The sequence below is a fragment of the Streptomyces luteogriseus genome (genome assembly GCF_014205055.1).
GTDB classification, from domain to species: domain Bacteria; phylum Actinomycetota; class Actinomycetes; order Streptomycetales; family Streptomycetaceae; genus Streptomyces; species Streptomyces luteogriseus.
On record NZ_JACHMS010000001.1, the window covers coordinates 8,345,934 to 8,361,774 of the forward strand.

The window sequence follows — 15,841 nt, forward strand, 5'->3', positions numbered from 1 at the left end:
GCGTGCCGAAAGGAGACTGCTCATGGCCGTCGAGACCGACGTCCTGGACGAACTGCGTCGGCTCCGCACCCGCATACCCCGGCTGACGGGCTCCCTCGCGGCCACCGTCGACGGACTCGTCCTCGCCCACGACGTGCCGGACACCGAGCCCGAGGGACTCGCGGCGCTCACCGCAGCCGCCCTCGGCGTCGCCTACCGCATGACCGACGCCGCCGCCCGCGGCGACTTCCGCGAACTGCTGGTGCGGGGCTCCGGAGGCTACGTCGCGACCTACGCCGCCGGAACCACCGCCGTCCTCACCCTCCTCGCCGAGGACCGCGTCAACGTCGGCCGCCTCCATCTCGAAGGCCGGCGCAGCGGAGCCCGGATCGCCGACCTGCTGGCCACCCGCGTCGGCCCGGGCACCGGCCGCCACGCCGACCGGCCGGTGCCCGAAGAACACCTCGCCACGGTGTCCCCGGCCACGGACCGCCCCATCGGCACCCTCCCGGTACGCACCCCGCAGCGGCCCACGCACCGGCCGCGCCCGCAGACCGGCAGCTGAGCCACCGAACTTCCTGACCCATCGAAGTAGAAGACCCAAGGAAAGGAACCGAGCGCATGGCCAACACGGAGACCGCGCTGAAGGAATGCCTGAGCTCCATCGACGGAGCGACGGCCGTCGCACTCGTCGACTACACCAGCGGCATGGCCCTCGGCACCCTCGGCGGCAGCAAGGACTTCAACCTCGAAGTCGCCGCCGCGGGCAACACCGACGTCGTGCGGTCCAAGCTGCGCACCATGGAGCACCTGGGCCTGAAGGAGGAGATCGAGGACATCCTGATCACCCTGAACACCCAGTACCACCTCATCCGTCTGCTGAAGGGCCGCGGGGGCAGCGGACTCTTCCTCTACCTCGTGCTCGACGGGAGCCGGGCCAACCTCGCGATGGCCCGCCATCAACTGCGCCGCATCGAGGCCGACCTGGAGGTCTGAACCAGCACACCGGACGGGAGCCCTCCGCCACGCACGCGTCGCGGAGGGCCCCGGCATGCCGCACGGCGAGGACATACGGCGCGACCGGCCACGTCTACGGTGTGTGTCATGACGGCACCCCTGGACGTGCTCGTGGTGGGCGCTGGCCCCACCGGACTCGCACTCGCGACCCAACTGCGGTCCTACGCGACCCCGTTCCGGATCGTGGACCGCTCACTGGACCGGGCCCGGGAATCCCGCGCCCCGGCGATCCAGCCCCGCACCCTCGAGATGCTGGCCCCGTTCGGCGTGACGGACGGCCTCGTCGAACGGGGCAACGCGACGGTCGGACTGCACCTGCATCTGCCCCGGCGGGAACTGCGCGTGCCGGTGTTCGATGTCGGCTGCGACGACACGCCGTACCCCTTCCTGCTGTTCCTCCCGCAGTCGGAGACGGAAGCCGTGCTGTCGGCGCACCTGACCGCGCGGGACGTGACGGTGGAGCGGGGCACGGAGTTGCTGACCGCCGAACCCGAGGGCGAGTACGTCACCTGCCTCCTGCGGCACCGGGACGGGACCGAGGAGACGGTGCGCGCCCGCTATGTCGTCGGCTGCGACGGCGCACACAGCACCGTGCGGGCCCGCGCGGGCATCGCCTTCGAGGGGTACGCCTATCCGCAGACGTTCCTGCTGGCGGATCTGGAGGCCGACGGACTGGAACCGGGCGCCGTGCACACGTACATGACCGCGGCCGGACTGCTGTTCTTCTTCCCGCTCGGCACTCCGGCCACCTGGCGGATGATCGCGATGCACCCGCCGGGCGCTCCCGGCTCCGGCGACGACGTGACCCTGGACCTCCTCCAGCGGATCGCCGACGACTGGACGCCGGACAGACCGACCCTGCGCGATCCGGTCTGGATGACGAGCTTCCGTATCCACAACCGCGGCGCCGCCCACTACCGCAAAGGTCCGTTCTTCCTCGCCGGGGACGCCGCGCACATCCACAGCCCGGCCGGAGGCCAGGGCATGAACACCGGCATCCAGGACGCGCTCAACCTGGGCTGGAAACTCGCCCACGTCTGCCGCGGCGCCGCGCCCGAGGAGTTGCTGGAGACCTACGAGGCGGAACGCGCCCCGGTCGGCGACGGCGTCCGCCGCCTCACCGACCGCGCGTTCACCGTCGGTACGAGCAGCCACCCGGCCCTGCGACTGGCACGGACGCGTCTGGCCCCGCACGTGGCTCCGCTGCTCCTGCGCGCGACCGGTGCCCGAGCACGCCTGTTCCGTACGGTGTCCGAACTCGGCATCCACTACCGCCGCGGCCCCGCCTCCGTCACCGGACCGCGGCGACCGCGGCAGGGCCCACGTGCCGGGGACCGCCTGCCCGACACCCCGGCCGGACTCCAACGCCGCGTCGCCGGACCGGACTACCACCTCCTGCTCACCGGCCCCGACCGCGCCTGGCCCGAGGACCCGCCCCTGGACGGACGCGGCGACCTGGTGAGGGTGCACCGCCTGGGAGCGCAGAGCCCGTGGCCGGGCATCGCCCACGCGCTCGTACGACCCGACGGCTACGTGGGGTACCTGACACGCGGCACCGACCTCACGGGCCTGCGCGCCTACCTGGACCACTGGCTGCCGGCCCCTTAGACCGAGGGGCCGGCGCCGGTCCGGCGAAGGGATCAGCCGTGGTACGTGATGTACCCGTTGCGGTCCGCGTCGGAGCCGCTCCTGGTGTACGAGTGCACGTCGGCACGGCTGCCGGACGGCTTGTACACGTAGATCGTGTCCTTGTCGTTGTTCCACATGAAGTTGCAGTTGTCGCGGTAGACGACGTTGTTCGTGTCGGAGTCCGACCCGTTGCCGCCGCGCAGCTTCACATAGTCACCCGGCTGAAGGGTGTGGCTCGCGGTGAAGGTGAACTTGTTCCCCGCGGCGTCCTTCACGACGTACCCCTTGAGGTTCACCGTCGTGGAGCGCGAGTAGTTCTTGATGGTCAGGTACTCCTGGGCGGTGTTCCCGCCCGAGCAGCGGTTGGAGTCGCTCCCGGGAGCGTCGTACTGGATGCCCCGGATCTTCAGAGCGGAGCTGTACTCCGCGGCCTGGGCCGGGACCGCCGAAAGGGCGGTCAGGGCTCCGGCAGCGACGGCCGTGGTGGCGACAAGGCGTATACGCATGGACGTTCGTCCCCCCTGCATGGCCTTCAAGTGAAGGCGATGTGATGGTTCGGTGAAGCATCCGGATCGTACACGGTTCAAGTACGCAGAAGGGCGGGTCCGGTGACCTTGCCACCGAACCCGCCCCGCGGGTGTATATGTCGTCAGGCGCCGCTGGCCCGCAGCATGTCCTCACGCTCGACGATCTTCACGCGCTCGCGGCCCTCGGGCTCACCCAGAGCCTTCTCCGCGGCGTCCAGCTTGTACCAGCCGTCCCAGGTGGTGAAGCGGATGTCGCGCTCGGCGAGGAACGCGTCCACGGCCTCGGGGGCGGGGGTCGCCGGCGTGTGCAGCCGCTCGTTGCGGTAGTCGTCCAGCAGGTTCGCCACGGTCTCGTTGGCGTCACCCTTGGTGTGCCCGATGAGGCCGATGGGGCCACGCCGGATCCAGCCGGTGACGTACGTGGACTGCAGGTGCTCGCCCGTCTCCTGCATGACCCGGCCGCCCTCGTCCGGAACGGTGCCCGAGTCGATGTCCCAGGGCAGCTTGGGGAGTTTGTCGGACAGGTAGCCCACCGCGCGGTACACCGCGCCCACATCCCAGGTGTGGAAGGTGCCGGTGCCCTTGACGTTCCCCGTGCCGTCGAGTTCCGTGCGCTCCGTGCGCAGGCCGACGACCTTGCCGTCCTCGCCGAGCACCTCCACCGGCGACTCGAAGAAGTGCAGGAAGAGCTTGTGGGGTCGGTCGCCGACGTCGCGGATCGCCCAGTTCTCCAGGGTCTTCGCCACCATGTCGGCCTGCTTGTTGCCGCGCCGGGTGGTGATCGAGCCCTCGTCGTAGTCGATGTCCTCGGGGTCGACGATGACCTCGATGGTGGGGGAGTGGTCCAGCTCCCGCAGCTCCATGGGGCTGAACTTCGCCTGCGCCGGGCCGCGGCGGCCGAACACGTGGATCTCCTTGGCCCGGTTGGCCTTGAGACCCTCGTGGACGTTGGCCGGGATCTCCGTCGGCAGCAGCTCGTCCGCCGTCTTGGCCAGGATGCGCGCGACGTCCAGCGCGACGTTGCCGACCCCGAGCACGGCGACCTTCTCGGCCTCCAGCGGCCAGGTGCGCGGCACGTCCGGGTGGCCGTCGTACCAGGACACGAAGTCGGCGGCGCCGTACGAGCCGTCGAGGTCGATCCCCGGCAGGGAGAGCGCCCGGTCGGCCGTCGCGCCGGTGGCGAAGATCACGCCGTCGTAGAACGCGCGCAGGTCGTCCAGGCCGATGTCGGTGCCGTAGTCCACGTTGCCGAAGAGCCGGATCTGCGGTTTGTCGAGCACCTGGTGCAGGGCGGTGATGATGCCCTTGATCCGCGGGTGATCGGGGGCGACGCCGTAGCGGATCAGTCCGAACGGCGCCGGCATGCGCTCGAAGATGTCGATGGACACACCGGGGTCGGCGGCCACCTCGGACTTGAGCAGGGCGTCGGCGGCGTAGATCCCGGCGGGGCCGGATCCGACGATGGCTACCCGCAGGGGGCGGGGCATGGTCAGGTTCCCTTCGAGCGGCGACAAGCGATCTCGACGGGAAGCCTAAACTAAGGCATGCCTAAGTCGGTACGAGGGTCCGGTCTATGAGCTCATAAGGCTACTTTATGGGGAGTCCCCAGTGGTGCTTATGGCAGGGGCTGCTCCGCCCAGATCACCTTCCCCGCGGGCAGATATCGCGTCCCCCAGCGTTCCGCGAGCTGCGCGACGAGGAAGAGGCCCCGTCCGCCCTCGTCCGTCATGGTCGCGTACCGCAGGTGGGGCGAGGTGCTGCTGCTGTCGAACACCTCGCAGATCAGGTTGCGGTCCCGCAGCACCCGCACACGAATGGGGCCGCCGCCGTACCGGAGCGCGTTGGTGACCAGCTCGCTCAGGATCAGCTCCGTGCTGAACGTCAGCTCGTCCAGACCCCACTCCGCCAGCTGCCGGCTGACCGCCGCCCGCACCTCGCCCACGGCCGCCGGATCGGCCGGCACCGGCCACTCGGCGACCTGGTCGGCGGACAGTGCTCTGGTGCGCGCGACGATCAGCGCGATGTCGTCGCTGGAACGGGCCGTGAGCTGCGAGTCGAGCACGACCCGGCAGGTGTCCTCCGGTGACTCGTCGGCCCTGCCCAGCGCCTCGCGCAGCATCTCCAGGCCGACGTCGATGTCCCGTTCCCGGTCCTCGATCAGCCCGTCGGTGTAGAGCACGAGCCGGCTGCCCTCCGCCAGGTCGAGCTCCGCCGTCTCGAACGGCAGACCACCGAGCCCCAGCGGGGGACCGGCGGGCACGTCGGGGAACTCCACACTGCCGTCCGGGTGGATCAGCGCCGGCGGGGGATGCCCGGCCCGCGCGACGGTGCAGCGCCGGGAGACCGGGTCGTAGACGGCGTACAGACAGGTCGCACCGGTGACCGGGGCGCTGCCCTCGTCCTCCGTCTCGTCCTGGTCGATGCGGCCGACCAACTCGTCCAGCAGGGCGATGAGTTCCTCGGGCGGCAGGTCCAGGGCGGAGAAGTTGTGCACCGCGGTGCGCAGCCGCCCCATCGTGGCCGCGGCATGCAGCCCGTGTCCGACGACGTCCCCGACCACGAGCGCGACCCTGGCCCCCGACAACGGCAGCACGTCGAACCAGTCACCGCCGACCCCGGCCTGCGCGGGCAGATAGCGGTAGGCGATCTCCAGGGCGCCCTGCTCGGGCAGGTTGCGGGGGAGCAGGCTGCGCTGGAGGGTCACGGCCATGCTGTGCTCGCGGGTGTAGCGGCGCGCGTTGTCGATGGAGACGGCGGCCCGGGTGACCAGCTCCTCGGCCAGGGCCAGCTCGTCGGTGTCGAACGGCACCTGCTTCTCGTAGCGCCAGAAGCTCACCACCCCGAGCACCAGGGTGCCGGCCCGCAGCGGCACGGTGATCAGTGAGTGGATGCCGTATGTGACGATCTGCGCGGAGCGCTCCAGGTCCTGGGCCTGCCAGCCCGTGGCCTGGCTCAGCCGGGGCTCCAGGACCGGGCTGCCCGTGGCGAGGCTGCGGCCCTGCGGGGAGGACTCGACGAACCTGATGCGCTCCCCGACCGGGTAGAGCGGGGCGTCCTTGCGGATCCCGCTCATCGCCGTACGGCTGAGCGCCGCCACGGCGTTCGGCTGCCCGCCGCCCAGCACCGCGTCGAACAGGTCCACGGTGACGAAGTCGGCGAACCGGGGCACGGCCAGCTCGGTGAGTTCCTCGGCCGTGCGGGTCACGTCGAGGCTGGTCCCGATGCCCACTCCGGCGTCGTAGAGCATGTTGAGCCGCTCCCGAGCGGTCTCGGCCCGCCCGGACAGGGCCCGCAGTTCCGTGGAGTCGCGCAGGGTGGCGACGCTGCCGGGCGGGACGCCCGCACGGTCCGTGGTCCGCTGGTTGACGGCGAGGAGCCGGTCCCCGACCAGGTGCACTTCGTCCGTGGCGACGCGTCCGGAGGCCAGCAGGTCGGCGGTGCCCGGGTCGAGACCGAGGCTGAGGACGTGCCGGCCCTCGGCGTCGGCGGGCAGTCCGAGCAGGCGGTGTGCCTCGTCGTTGGCGAGCACCAGGGTGCCCCCGTCGTCGACGATGAGCACGCCCTCGCGGACGGCGTGCAGCACGGCGTCGTGATGTTCGTACATCCGGGTCATCTCGTGCGGCCCGAGCCCGTGGGTCTGGCGCAGCAGCCGCCGGCTCACCAGCGCGGCACCCGCCGTCGCCAGGGCGAGCGCGATCGCGGCGGCCGCGAGCACGAGGGGCAGCTGGCGGTCGGCGGTCCCGCCGACGTTCTTGGTCGTGATCCCCGCCGAGACCAGGCCCACGACCCGGCCGTCCGGGTCCTTCACCGGTACCACGGCCTGGACGAGCCGGCCGATGGTGCCGTCGATCTCCTCGGTGAACGACTTCCCGGCCAGCGCCGGGGCGATCGTCCCGACGAACTTCTTGCCGATGCGGTCGGGCTTGGGGTGGGTGTACCGGATTCCGTCGGTGTTCAGCACGACGATGAAGTCGACCTTCGACGCCACGCGGGCGGCCTCGGCCCGTGGCTGGAGCACGGCGCTGGGATCAGGGCTCCGCAGGGCCTCGACGGTGCCCGGCGCGTTCGCGAACGTCTCCGCCACGGCGAGCGAGCGGTTGCGAGCCTCCTGCGTCGTGTCGTGCCGTACCTGCAGCACCAACGCCACCACGGCCGCCACGACCAGCAACAGCACGATCACCACGACGAGCAGGAACACCTGTCCGGCGACGCTGCGTCCGCCCAGCACCGACCGCAGCACCGCCACCGGTTGCCACCGCGACGAGCCCGCCTCCCGCCGCTGCCGTGTCGACGGCGCAGCGCCGGGCCGCAGGGGCGATCGAGTCCCGGATCGACCCAAGAGTCGGACCATGTGCCATGTCTACACTGCCCGGCCCCGGGAGGCGAGGGGCATCACCCATGGTGGCAGGGGGTCCTCACCGTTTCGTCACGTCTGCGGGCGTGCGCGGGGTCCCTGCCCACCGAAAAGGTACGGCAGCCGCAGGCGCCCAGCGAGCGGGCCGGGGTCACTACGGGCCCGGCGGCGGGCTTCAACGGCTCGCGCCCACCCGGCGGGCCCGACGAGGGGGGCATCACTTGCCCGGCGACCGTCTCGACGGCCTCAGGCGCCCAGCGAGCGGGCCAGTTCGGTCGTGGCCCGGGCGATCTCGCCGTCCTCGTCGGCCATCAGCCGGCCGAGCTCGTCGCGCCGGGCCCGCACCGCCTGGCGCGCCGCACGCTCCCACACCACCGGATTCTCCCGGTGGTTGAGCAGCTTCGGGTAGACGGCTGCGGTGCTCTCCCACTGCCGGGCGTCGGCGATGTTCTTGAGCAACCGGATGATCTGGGCCCGGCAGGTGACCTGCGGCAGCTTCGCCAGCTCCCACAGGAACGGAACCGTGGCGGCGGTCGCCTGTTCGACGACGAAACCGAACTGGCAGATCCGTTTCCGCAGGTCGTCGAGGGCGGAGCGGGCGGTGTCGGCATCCCCCCTGGCGATGCCGTCGAGCAGGAGGGGAATGGCCGCCGCCGAGCCGGTGGAGTCCTGGATGTCGCCCCACGGCACGCGGTCCAGTGCCGTGAGCGGCGTCTTCCGGGCCACCCCGGTCGGGGCGTCGGGGCGCTGGGGGCGCTCGCTGCTCGGGTGTTCCGTCGAAGCGCTGCGCATGGCGAGGGGCCTTTCCGCGGCAGTCGTGTCAGATGGGGGGACAGGGTGTGGCCGGCCGGGTCGACAACCTGGCCCAGACCGTCTTGCCCACGGGGGGAGTGGGGGCCCAGCCCCACTCCTCGGACAGGGCGTCGACGATGCAGAGCCCCCGGCCGTGCTCGTCCAGCGAGGTGCCGGCCGGCGCGTACACGGGCGGGTCGTCGTCGGTGTCGGCGACGCTGACCAGCAGGTGGGTGGGGTCCAGGAGGAAGGCGAGGCGGATCTCCGGCACACCCGGGGATCTTCGCGCCCCGTGCGTCGCGGCGTTGGCGGCCAGCTCGGTGATGACGAGGGTCACGTCGTCGCAGCAGTGGTCGAGGGACCAGCCGTGCAGGGTGTCTCGAGTGAAGGACCGGGCTCGTGCGAAACCTTCCCGTCCGCACTCGAGACGCAGGGCGGCCGAGGCGGACAGGTCACCCGAGAACTGCGGCAGGGTCTTCGGCACCGAGGGCGGACTCCCGTACGACGGGACCGTGTGCGGGCCGGCCGGCACGGAGTGGTCCGTCCCGAGAGCGCCTGCGTGTGCCGCAGCCCCACTCGGCGGCCGGAGCACGTGCTGCGCAGGTGATGACACGGCATCTCCCCGATGCGACGTCAGGACGCGGCGCCAGCCCGGGGGTTGACGCCGCAGCTATTATCCACGCTGAAGGCGCTCGCGTGCAATTGCACGAGAAATTGCGTGAGAATCAAGCCGTTGTGGGTACGCAAGCCGGGACGAGAGCGGTCGAAAGGCTGCGGCCGCCTCCGGTGAACGGCCGGGCACGCCGTGCGCGGCGGGGACGAGAACAGCAAGGAGACTGCGGTGCCACCAGTGCAGAACGGAGTGCAGGCAAGCTCGTTGGAAGCCTGCTGGATGAAGAGCCGGCACAGCAACGCCGAGGGCAACTGCGTCGAAGTCGCCCCGCTCGTCGACGGCGGGATCGCGATGCGCAACTCCCGCGACCCCGACGGACCCGCCCTCGTCTACACGTCGGCGGAGGTCGCCGCCTTCCTGGCCGGTGCGAAGGACGGCGAGTTCGACCATCTGCTGTGAGGACGCGGTGGCGTCACGCCGGCGCCGCGATGCCCCCGGGTCGAAGCGGAGCCCAACTCCCCACTTCTGCGGGGGTGCTGCGGGCGGATGCGTGAAGGCCCGGTGAAGTGCGATAGTGTAAATCGCCCTTGTGCCGGTCTGCTGGGAGTCAGGATGTCCGCCGCGTCGCATCGCATCTCCCGCCTGGAACCCTACCTGGACAGGCCCGAGCCCGCGCCGACTCTGCTGAAGATGCTGGTCGGCGTACAGCTCGCCGGTTTCCGCGAGGACGCCCGGCTCGCCCAGGACCAGGCGGCGCGCGCTGTCGGGTTCAGCGCCGCGAAGTTGTCCCGCATCGAGTCGGGCAAGGGCCGCCGCCCGCCGACGGAGAACGACGTCCGCGCGTTGCTGGAGCTGTACGGCACCGATGACTACGAGGCCTCCGTGCTGCTCAAGCTGCTGCACCGGGCCGGGGAGCCGGGCTGGTGGCAGCGGTACGACAAGCGGCTGATGCCCGAGTGGTTCGACCGGCTGGTCGGCCTGCAGGAGGCCGCAGCCACCATCCGTACCTTCGAGATCCAGTACGTGCCCGGCCTGTTGCAGACACCCGCCTACACCAGGGCCGTGGTGGAGCGCGGCCTGCCGAACGCGCCGGCCGGTGAGGTGGAGCGGCGAGTCGAACTGCGCAGGCACCGTGCCCGGTTGTTGTCGCGGGACGACGCCCCGCAGCTGTGGGCGATCATCGACGAGTCCGTGCTGCTGCGCGTCCTCGGAAGTCCCGAGGTGATGCGGGAGCAACTCGCGCACCTCGTCGAGATGGCCCAGCGTTCCAACGTGACGTTGCAGATCGTGCCGTTGAGCGTCACCAACGCCTCGGCACCGGCCATTCCGATCACGTATCTGCGCTTCGGCGGGCTCGATCTTCCCGATGTGGTCTACCTGGAGCACATCAAGAGCGCGAACTTCCTCGAGGACCGCGACGAGACCGAGGAGTACCGGATCGCGCTGGACCGGCTCGCGGACGAGGCGCTCAAGCCCCGTGACTCGCTCGAGCTGCTGCGGCAGACGATGGAGCAGCGCTACCCGTGACGCACTGATGCCTCGCGCGGGACGACGAGCGTCCCACGCGAGGCATCGCTCTGGTCACTTCTCCAGGGGGATGCGGCCCACGCCGCCGAACTCGATCCACTCGTGGGTGAGCTGACGGGGTGCCACCTCGGTGTCCGGGCGCCAGGTGGACACCTCCACGAGCCCCGGTTCCAGGATCTCCAGGCCCTCGAAGTACGTCTCCACGTCCTTCGGTTCGCGCACGCGGCCCCAGTTGCCCTGGGTCGCCTGGTCCATGAAGTTCGTGACGAACGCGCGGACCTCCGGGTCCTCGCTGACCAGCTGGCACATCACCATGAAGCTGCCGGGCGCGAGTCGTTCCCGCACGCGGCGGGCCACCGCGAGCGGTCCGTCCGTGTCGCTGTCCGGGACGCAGTGGAAGACCGAGTTGAAGAGCACGCAGACCGGCTGGGAGAAGTCGATCAGCCGTTTGGTGTCGGCATGGCCGAAGATCTGGTCGGTCTCACGCATGTCCGCGTGGATGACCGTCGTCCGCTCGTCCTGCTCCAGCAGCGCACGACCGTGCACCAGCACCATCGGGTCGTTGTCGACGTAGACCACGTGGGTCGTGGGGTCGATGCGCTGCGCGACCTGGTGCACGTTGTCCTGCGTCGGCAGGCCGGATCCGTGGTCCAGGTACTGACGGATGCCGTACTCCTCGGAGAGGGTCTTCACGACCCGCTGGAGGAAGCGCCGGTTGTTGAGGGCCAGGCGGCGTGTGCTGGGGACGACCTTGTCGAGTTCCTCGCAGGCGGCGCGGTCGGCCGCGTAGTTGTCCTTGCCGCCCAGGTAGTGGTCGTACATGCGCGCTGCCGTCGGCACGTTCGCGTCGATCTCGGTGGACAGCTGCTTCTCGGAGTGCATCGTTCCCCCTGCAAGGTGCCGCGCCAACGGACTGGCTGGACAGGAAGTACATCCTAGGGAGCGGGAGTTGGGCGGTGCCAGCCCGTCGGCGAAGGTCCCCACGATCGAACGACAAGATGATCGCCGCGCCCGCCGCCTATGTGCCATGCGTCACCGTTCATGCGCTTTGTGTCATATGTGGTCGCGTGGGTACCCATGGCCCAAGGTGTTGTCTTCTGTGGGAGGTGCGGCCGTGGACACCTCGGCAGACCGGATCGCGGACGTCTGGGGCTCGCGTACGCCGTACGAGCCCGGCACGCCCTGGCCGTCCCGGACCGACACGCACCTCGCGGCGGGGCTCGGCGAGCAGGACGTGGAGCGGTGGGTGCAGGCCGCCTCCCTGCTGCACTCCAACGGCGACGCGATGGACATCGCGGTGCGCGAGGGCCGCATGGTGGGGGTGCGGGGCCGGGCCGCCGACCGGGTGAACCGCGGGCGCCTGGGACCCAAGGACCTGTACGGCTGGCAGGCCAACGCCTCCCCGGACCGGCTCACCCGGCCCCTCGTCCGCGAGGACGGCCGGCTGGTGGAGTGCGACTGGGACACGGCCATGGACCGGATCACGAGCCGGACAAGACGGCTGCTGGACGACAAGGGCCCGGGCTCGATCGGCTTCCACACCAGCGGTCAGCTGTTCCTCGAGGAGTACTACACCCTGGCCGTACTCGCCCGTGCCGGCCTCGGCACCAACCACCTGGACGGCAACACCCGGCTGTGCACGGCGACGGCCGCCGAGGCCCTGAAGGAGACGTTCGGCTGCGACGGACAGCCCGGCTCCTACGAGGACATCGACCACGCCGACACCGTCGCCCTGTTCGGGCACAACATGGCCGAGACGCAGACGGTCCTGTGGATGCGCCTGCTGGACCGCATGGAGGGCGCCGACCCGCCCAGGCTGGTGTGCGTGGACCCGCGCCACACCCCGGTCGCCCGGCGGGCCGATGTGCACCTGGCGCCGCGCGCGGGCACGAACGTCGCGCTGCTCAACGCACTGCTGCACGAGATCATCCGCACCGGCCGCGTCGACCGGGCCTACCTCGACGCGCACACCGTCGGCTTCGACGAACTCGCGGCCATCGTGGCGGAGTGCACACCCGGATGGGCGGCCGGTATCTGCGACGTGCCGACCGCGCAGATCGAGCGGGCGGCGGAGATCCTCGGCGGCGCCGAGCGGCTGCTGTCCACCGTCCTCCAGGGCGTCTACCAGTCCCACCAGGCCACCGCGGCCGCCGTCCAGGTCAACAACCTGCACCTGATCCGCGGCATGCTGGGCCGCCCCGGCTGCGGACTGCTCCAGATGAACGGCCAGCCCAGCGCCGAGAACACCCGCGAGTGCGGAGCGGACGGCGACCTGCCGGGCTTCCGCAACTGGCAGAACGAGGAGCACGTGGCCGAACTGGCCGCCGTGTGGAACGTGACGCCGCAGACCATTGCGCACTACGCCCCGCCCACCCACGCGATGCAGATCTTCCGGTACGCCGAGCAGGGCTCGATCGGCATGCTGTGGATTACCGGCACCAACCCGGCCGTGTCCCTGCCCGAGCTGTCCCGCGTCCGCTCGATCCTCGCCCAGGAACACCTGTTTGTGATCGTCCAGGACCTGTTCCTCACCGAGACCGCCCAACTCGCCGACGTGGTGCTGCCCGCCGCGACCTGGGGTGAGAAGACGGGCACGCTCACCAACGCCGACCGCACCGTGCACCTCGCGGAGAAGGCCGTCGACCCGCCCGGAGAGGCCCGCCCCGACCTGGACATCCTCCTCGACTTCGCCGCCCGGATGGACTTCCGCGACAAGGACGGCGGGCCGCTGATCACCTGGCACGACCCCGAGTCGGCGTTCGCCGCGTGGCAGCGGTGCAGCGCGGGCCGCCCCTGCGACTACTCCGGCCTCAGCTACGACCGGCTGCGCGGCGGCAGCGGCATCCAGTGGCCCTGCACCGACGAGGCCCCCGACGGTACCGCGCGCCTCTACACCGACGGGATCGATTTCGCCCACCCCGACGTCTGCGAGAGCTACGGCCGGGACCTGGTGACCGGCGCGAGTGTGGAGCCAGTCGAGTATTGGGCCCTCAACCCGGACGGCAAGGCGGTTCTCAAGGCCGCCGAGTACCTGCCGCCCCACGAGGACACCTCCTCCGACCACCCCCTCCAGCTCATCACCGGCCGCACGGTGTACCACTTCCACACCCGGACGAAGACCGCCCGCGCCCCCGAGCTGAACGCCGCCGCGCCGGACGTCTGGGCGGAGATGTCGCCTGCCGAGGCCTCGGCCCAAGGCCTCGCCGACGGCGATCTGGTGCAGATCACGACCCCGCGCGGGGCGGTCCGGGCCCGGCTGCGCACCACCGCGATCCGCGACGGCATGGTGTTCCTGCCCTTCCACTACGGCTACTGGGACACCCCGGCGGGCCACCACCCGCCGGACGACCGCCCGGGCCGCGCCGCCAACGAGACCACCGTCACCGACTGGGACCCCGCCTCCAAGCAGCCCCTGTTCAAGACCGGCGCGGCGCGCGTCACCCTCGTGAGCCGGCGCCCGACCGACACCGCGGCGCGGACCGACACGACGGGGAGCGGATCATGAGCGGCATCGGCATCACCCTGCGACTCCTGCACGACGGCGAACGCGACCTGGAGCAGGACCTGCTGGCCGCCGCCGCACGACACCGCACCGACCACGAGTTCCACCATGTCGCTCTCGACGTCGCCCGCTGGTCCCGCGAACACGCCACCCGCCTCGCCGACGCGGGCCGCGACCACGGCCTCGCCCTGTCCGGCCCGCGCGACCACCCGTCGCCCGGAGGCCTCGCCGCGCTCCGGGCGAAGGCCTCCGAGGCCCTCGGCCGGCGCCCCGAGAACGGACTGCTCCTGCTGCACGACCTGCGGGACCTGCATCTGGCGGCCGCGCGCAACTCGCTCCACTGGGAGATGCTCGCCCAAGCGGCGCAGGCCACCCGGGACGAGCGGCTCCTGACGCTGACCGGCGGCTGCCACCCGCAGACCCTCCGCCAGCTCCGCTGGACCAACACCATGGTCAAGATCCTGGCGCCGCAGCTCCTGACCAGCGTCTGACCGGGCCGGTCACCTCCGCTGGGCGGCGATCAGGGACCGGTACCAGTGGTAGCTGTCCTTGGGCGTCCGCCGCTGCGTGGCGTAGTCGACGTGGACGATCCCGAAGCGCTTGTCGTAGCCGAAGGCCCACTCGAAGTTGTCCAGGAGCGACCACACGTAGTAGCCGCGCACGTCCACCCCGGCGTCCATCGCGGCCCGCAGCGCGGTGAGATGGTCGCGCAGGTAGGCGACCCGGTCATGGTCGTGGACGGCCCCGTCGGGACTCGTCTCGTCGTCCTCCGCGGAGCCGTTCTCGGTGATGTGGACGGGCGGCAGGACATCGCCGTACTGCTCCTTGAGCTCCACGAGCAGGTCGGTGAAGGTGTGGGGCGCGACGGCCCAGCCCATGGCGGTGCGCCGCACGTCGGGCATGGGCACCTCCTCGTAGCGGTTGTCCGTCGCGACGCGCCGCGCCGGGTCGCTCTCGCGGTGGGGGGCGTCGGCCACGACGATCGGCCGGTAGTAGTTGATGCCGAGGAAGTCGAGCGGCTGGGAGATCAGTTCCAGGTCGCCGTCCCGGCGGAAGTTCTGAGCGGTGATCAACGCGCCCCAGGTGTCCTCCTCGGTGGCCGGGTAGCGGCCCCTGAGGATCGGCTCGGCCCACACGTGGTTGTGCAGGGTGTCGGCCCGGGTCACGGCCGCTTCGTCGGCGGGGGAGCGGGTCGCGGGGAGGTGGTGGTCGAGGTTGAGGGTGATCCCCGCCTCGCGCACTCCGGCCGCTCTCAGTGCCTGTACGGCCAGTCCGTGCCCGACCAGCAGGTGGTGGGCGGCGGCCAGCGCGCCGTGGCCCTCGCGGGCGCCGGGGGCGTGCCGGCCGACGGAGTAGCCCAGGAAGGCACTGCACCACGGCTCGTTGAGGGTGATCCAGCGCGGCACCCGGCCGCCCAGGTGCTCCGCGACGACGGCCGCGTACTCGCCGAACCGCTCCGCGGTCGCCCGCACCCGCCAGCCGCCGTCGTCCTCCAGGGCCTGCGGAAGATCCCAGTGGTAGAGCGTGACGGCGGGCTCGATCCCCGCCGCGAGGAGCTCGTCGGCCAACCGCGAGTAGAAGTCCAGCCCCTTGGCGTTCACCGGGCCGGACCCGTCCGGCACGATCCGCGGCCAGGCGATCGAGAACCGGTAGGAGCCCACGCCCAGCTCCCGCAGCAGGGCCACGTCCTGCGGATACCGGTGGTAGTGGTCACAGGCGACATCACCGGTGTCCCCGTTCGCCACCAGCCCGGGGGTGTGGCTGTAGGTGTCCCAGATGGACGGCCCACGTCCGTCCTCCTGCACAGCGCCCTCGATCTGGTAGGAGGCGGTCGCGGCCCCGAACACGAAGCCGGGAGGAAAACTGGGGAAGTCAGTCATGCCTTCAACCATGCCCGGTGG

The 15,841-nt window shown here is 71.1% G+C and carries 14 protein-coding genes; 7 read left to right on the top strand and 7 right to left on the bottom strand.

What is annotated here, in order from left to right:
• Positions 1–22: 22 nt before the first annotated feature.
• The 3 genes from BJ965_RS37100 (at position 23) to BJ965_RS37110 (ending at position 2,604) form a co-directional block, all read left to right on the top strand.
• Positions 23–544 carry a roadblock/LC7 domain-containing protein gene (locus tag BJ965_RS37100; protein WP_030847272.1) on the top strand — a complete coding sequence of 174 codons (522 nt, stop codon included), beginning with the start codon at positions 23–25 and terminating at the stop codon, positions 542–544.
• A 56-nt stretch (positions 545–600) separates the two neighbouring features.
• Positions 601–975, top strand: a complete 375-nt coding sequence (locus BJ965_RS37105) for a roadblock/LC7 domain-containing protein (RefSeq protein WP_030847269.1) — start codon at positions 601–603, stop codon at positions 973–975.
• 108 nt (positions 976–1,083) lie between these two features.
• Positions 1,084–2,604 (top strand): FAD-dependent monooxygenase, encoded by a 1,521-nt coding sequence (locus BJ965_RS37110; protein ID WP_184915893.1) that lies wholly within the window; start codon positions 1,084–1,086, stop codon positions 2,602–2,604.
• Positions 2,605–2,636: 32 nt separating this feature from the next.
• Here BJ965_RS37110 and BJ965_RS37115 read toward each other — a convergent pair whose 3' ends face one another.
• The 5 genes from BJ965_RS37115 to BJ965_RS37135 all read right to left on the bottom strand — a co-directional run bounded on the left by BJ965_RS37115 (position 2,637) and on the right by BJ965_RS37135 (position 8,782).
• Positions 2,637–3,131 carry a lamin tail domain-containing protein gene (locus tag BJ965_RS37115; RefSeq protein WP_184915896.1) on the bottom strand — a complete coding sequence of 165 codons (495 nt, stop codon included), beginning with the start codon at positions 3,129–3,131 and terminating at the stop codon, positions 2,637–2,639.
• 143 nt (positions 3,132–3,274) lie between these two features.
• Complete coding sequence (locus BJ965_RS37120; protein ID WP_030847259.1) at positions 3,275–4,639, bottom strand: FAD-dependent oxidoreductase; 1,365 nt, start codon at positions 4,637–4,639, stop codon at positions 3,275–3,277.
• A 128-nt stretch (positions 4,640–4,767) separates the two neighbouring features.
• A complete protein-coding gene (locus tag BJ965_RS37125) occupies positions 4,768–7,503 on the bottom strand; it encodes a SpoIIE family protein phosphatase/ATP-binding protein (protein WP_184915899.1) in 2,736 nt (911 codons plus the stop codon).
• Positions 7,504–7,752: 249 nt separating this feature from the next.
• Complete coding sequence (locus tag BJ965_RS37130) at positions 7,753–8,298, bottom strand: hypothetical protein (protein WP_184915902.1); 546 nt, start codon at positions 8,296–8,298, stop codon at positions 7,753–7,755.
• Between the two features lie 28 nt (positions 8,299–8,326).
• A complete protein-coding gene (locus tag BJ965_RS37135) occupies positions 8,327–8,782 on the bottom strand; it encodes an ATP-binding protein (protein ID WP_313667625.1) in 456 nt (151 codons plus the stop codon).
• 357 nt (positions 8,783–9,139) lie between these two features.
• On the opposite strand from BJ965_RS37135, the gene BJ965_RS37140 reads away from it, so the two are divergent.
• Both BJ965_RS37140 and BJ965_RS37145 read left to right on the top strand, forming a co-directional pair.
• On the top strand, positions 9,140–9,370 hold the full coding sequence (locus BJ965_RS37140; protein ID WP_031108398.1) for a DUF397 domain-containing protein: 231 nt from the start codon (positions 9,140–9,142) through the stop codon (positions 9,368–9,370).
• 153 nt (positions 9,371–9,523) lie between these two features.
• Positions 9,524–10,438 (top strand): helix-turn-helix domain-containing protein, encoded by a 915-nt coding sequence (locus BJ965_RS37145; protein ID WP_184915905.1) that lies wholly within the window; start codon positions 9,524–9,526, stop codon positions 10,436–10,438.
• A 54-nt stretch (positions 10,439–10,492) separates the two neighbouring features.
• Here BJ965_RS37145 and BJ965_RS37150 read toward each other — a convergent pair whose 3' ends face one another.
• Positions 10,493–11,320, bottom strand: coding sequence for an SAM-dependent methyltransferase (locus tag BJ965_RS37150; RefSeq protein ID WP_184915908.1), 828 nt, complete (start codon positions 11,318–11,320; stop codon positions 10,493–10,495).
• Between the two features lie 232 nt (positions 11,321–11,552).
• On the opposite strand from BJ965_RS37150, the gene BJ965_RS37155 reads away from it, so the two are divergent.
• Together BJ965_RS37155 and BJ965_RS37160 are read left to right on the top strand one after the other, a co-directional pair.
• Positions 11,553–13,943, top strand: a complete 2,391-nt coding sequence (locus tag BJ965_RS37155; protein WP_184915911.1) for a molybdopterin oxidoreductase family protein — start codon at positions 11,553–11,555, stop codon at positions 13,941–13,943.
• Complete coding sequence (locus tag BJ965_RS37160; RefSeq protein ID WP_184915914.1) at positions 13,940–14,431, top strand: hypothetical protein; 492 nt, start codon at positions 13,940–13,942, stop codon at positions 14,429–14,431. Before BJ965_RS37155 ends, BJ965_RS37160 begins: the two co-directional genes overlap by 4 nt.
• 9 nt (positions 14,432–14,440) lie before the next feature.
• Here the strand turns inward: BJ965_RS37160 and BJ965_RS37165 are convergent, their stop codons facing one another.
• Entirely contained in the window at positions 14,441–15,820 is a 1,380-nt protein-coding gene (locus BJ965_RS37165) for a GH1 family beta-glucosidase (protein WP_184915917.1), read from the bottom strand.
• Between the last annotated feature and the right edge of the window lie 21 nt (positions 15,821–15,841).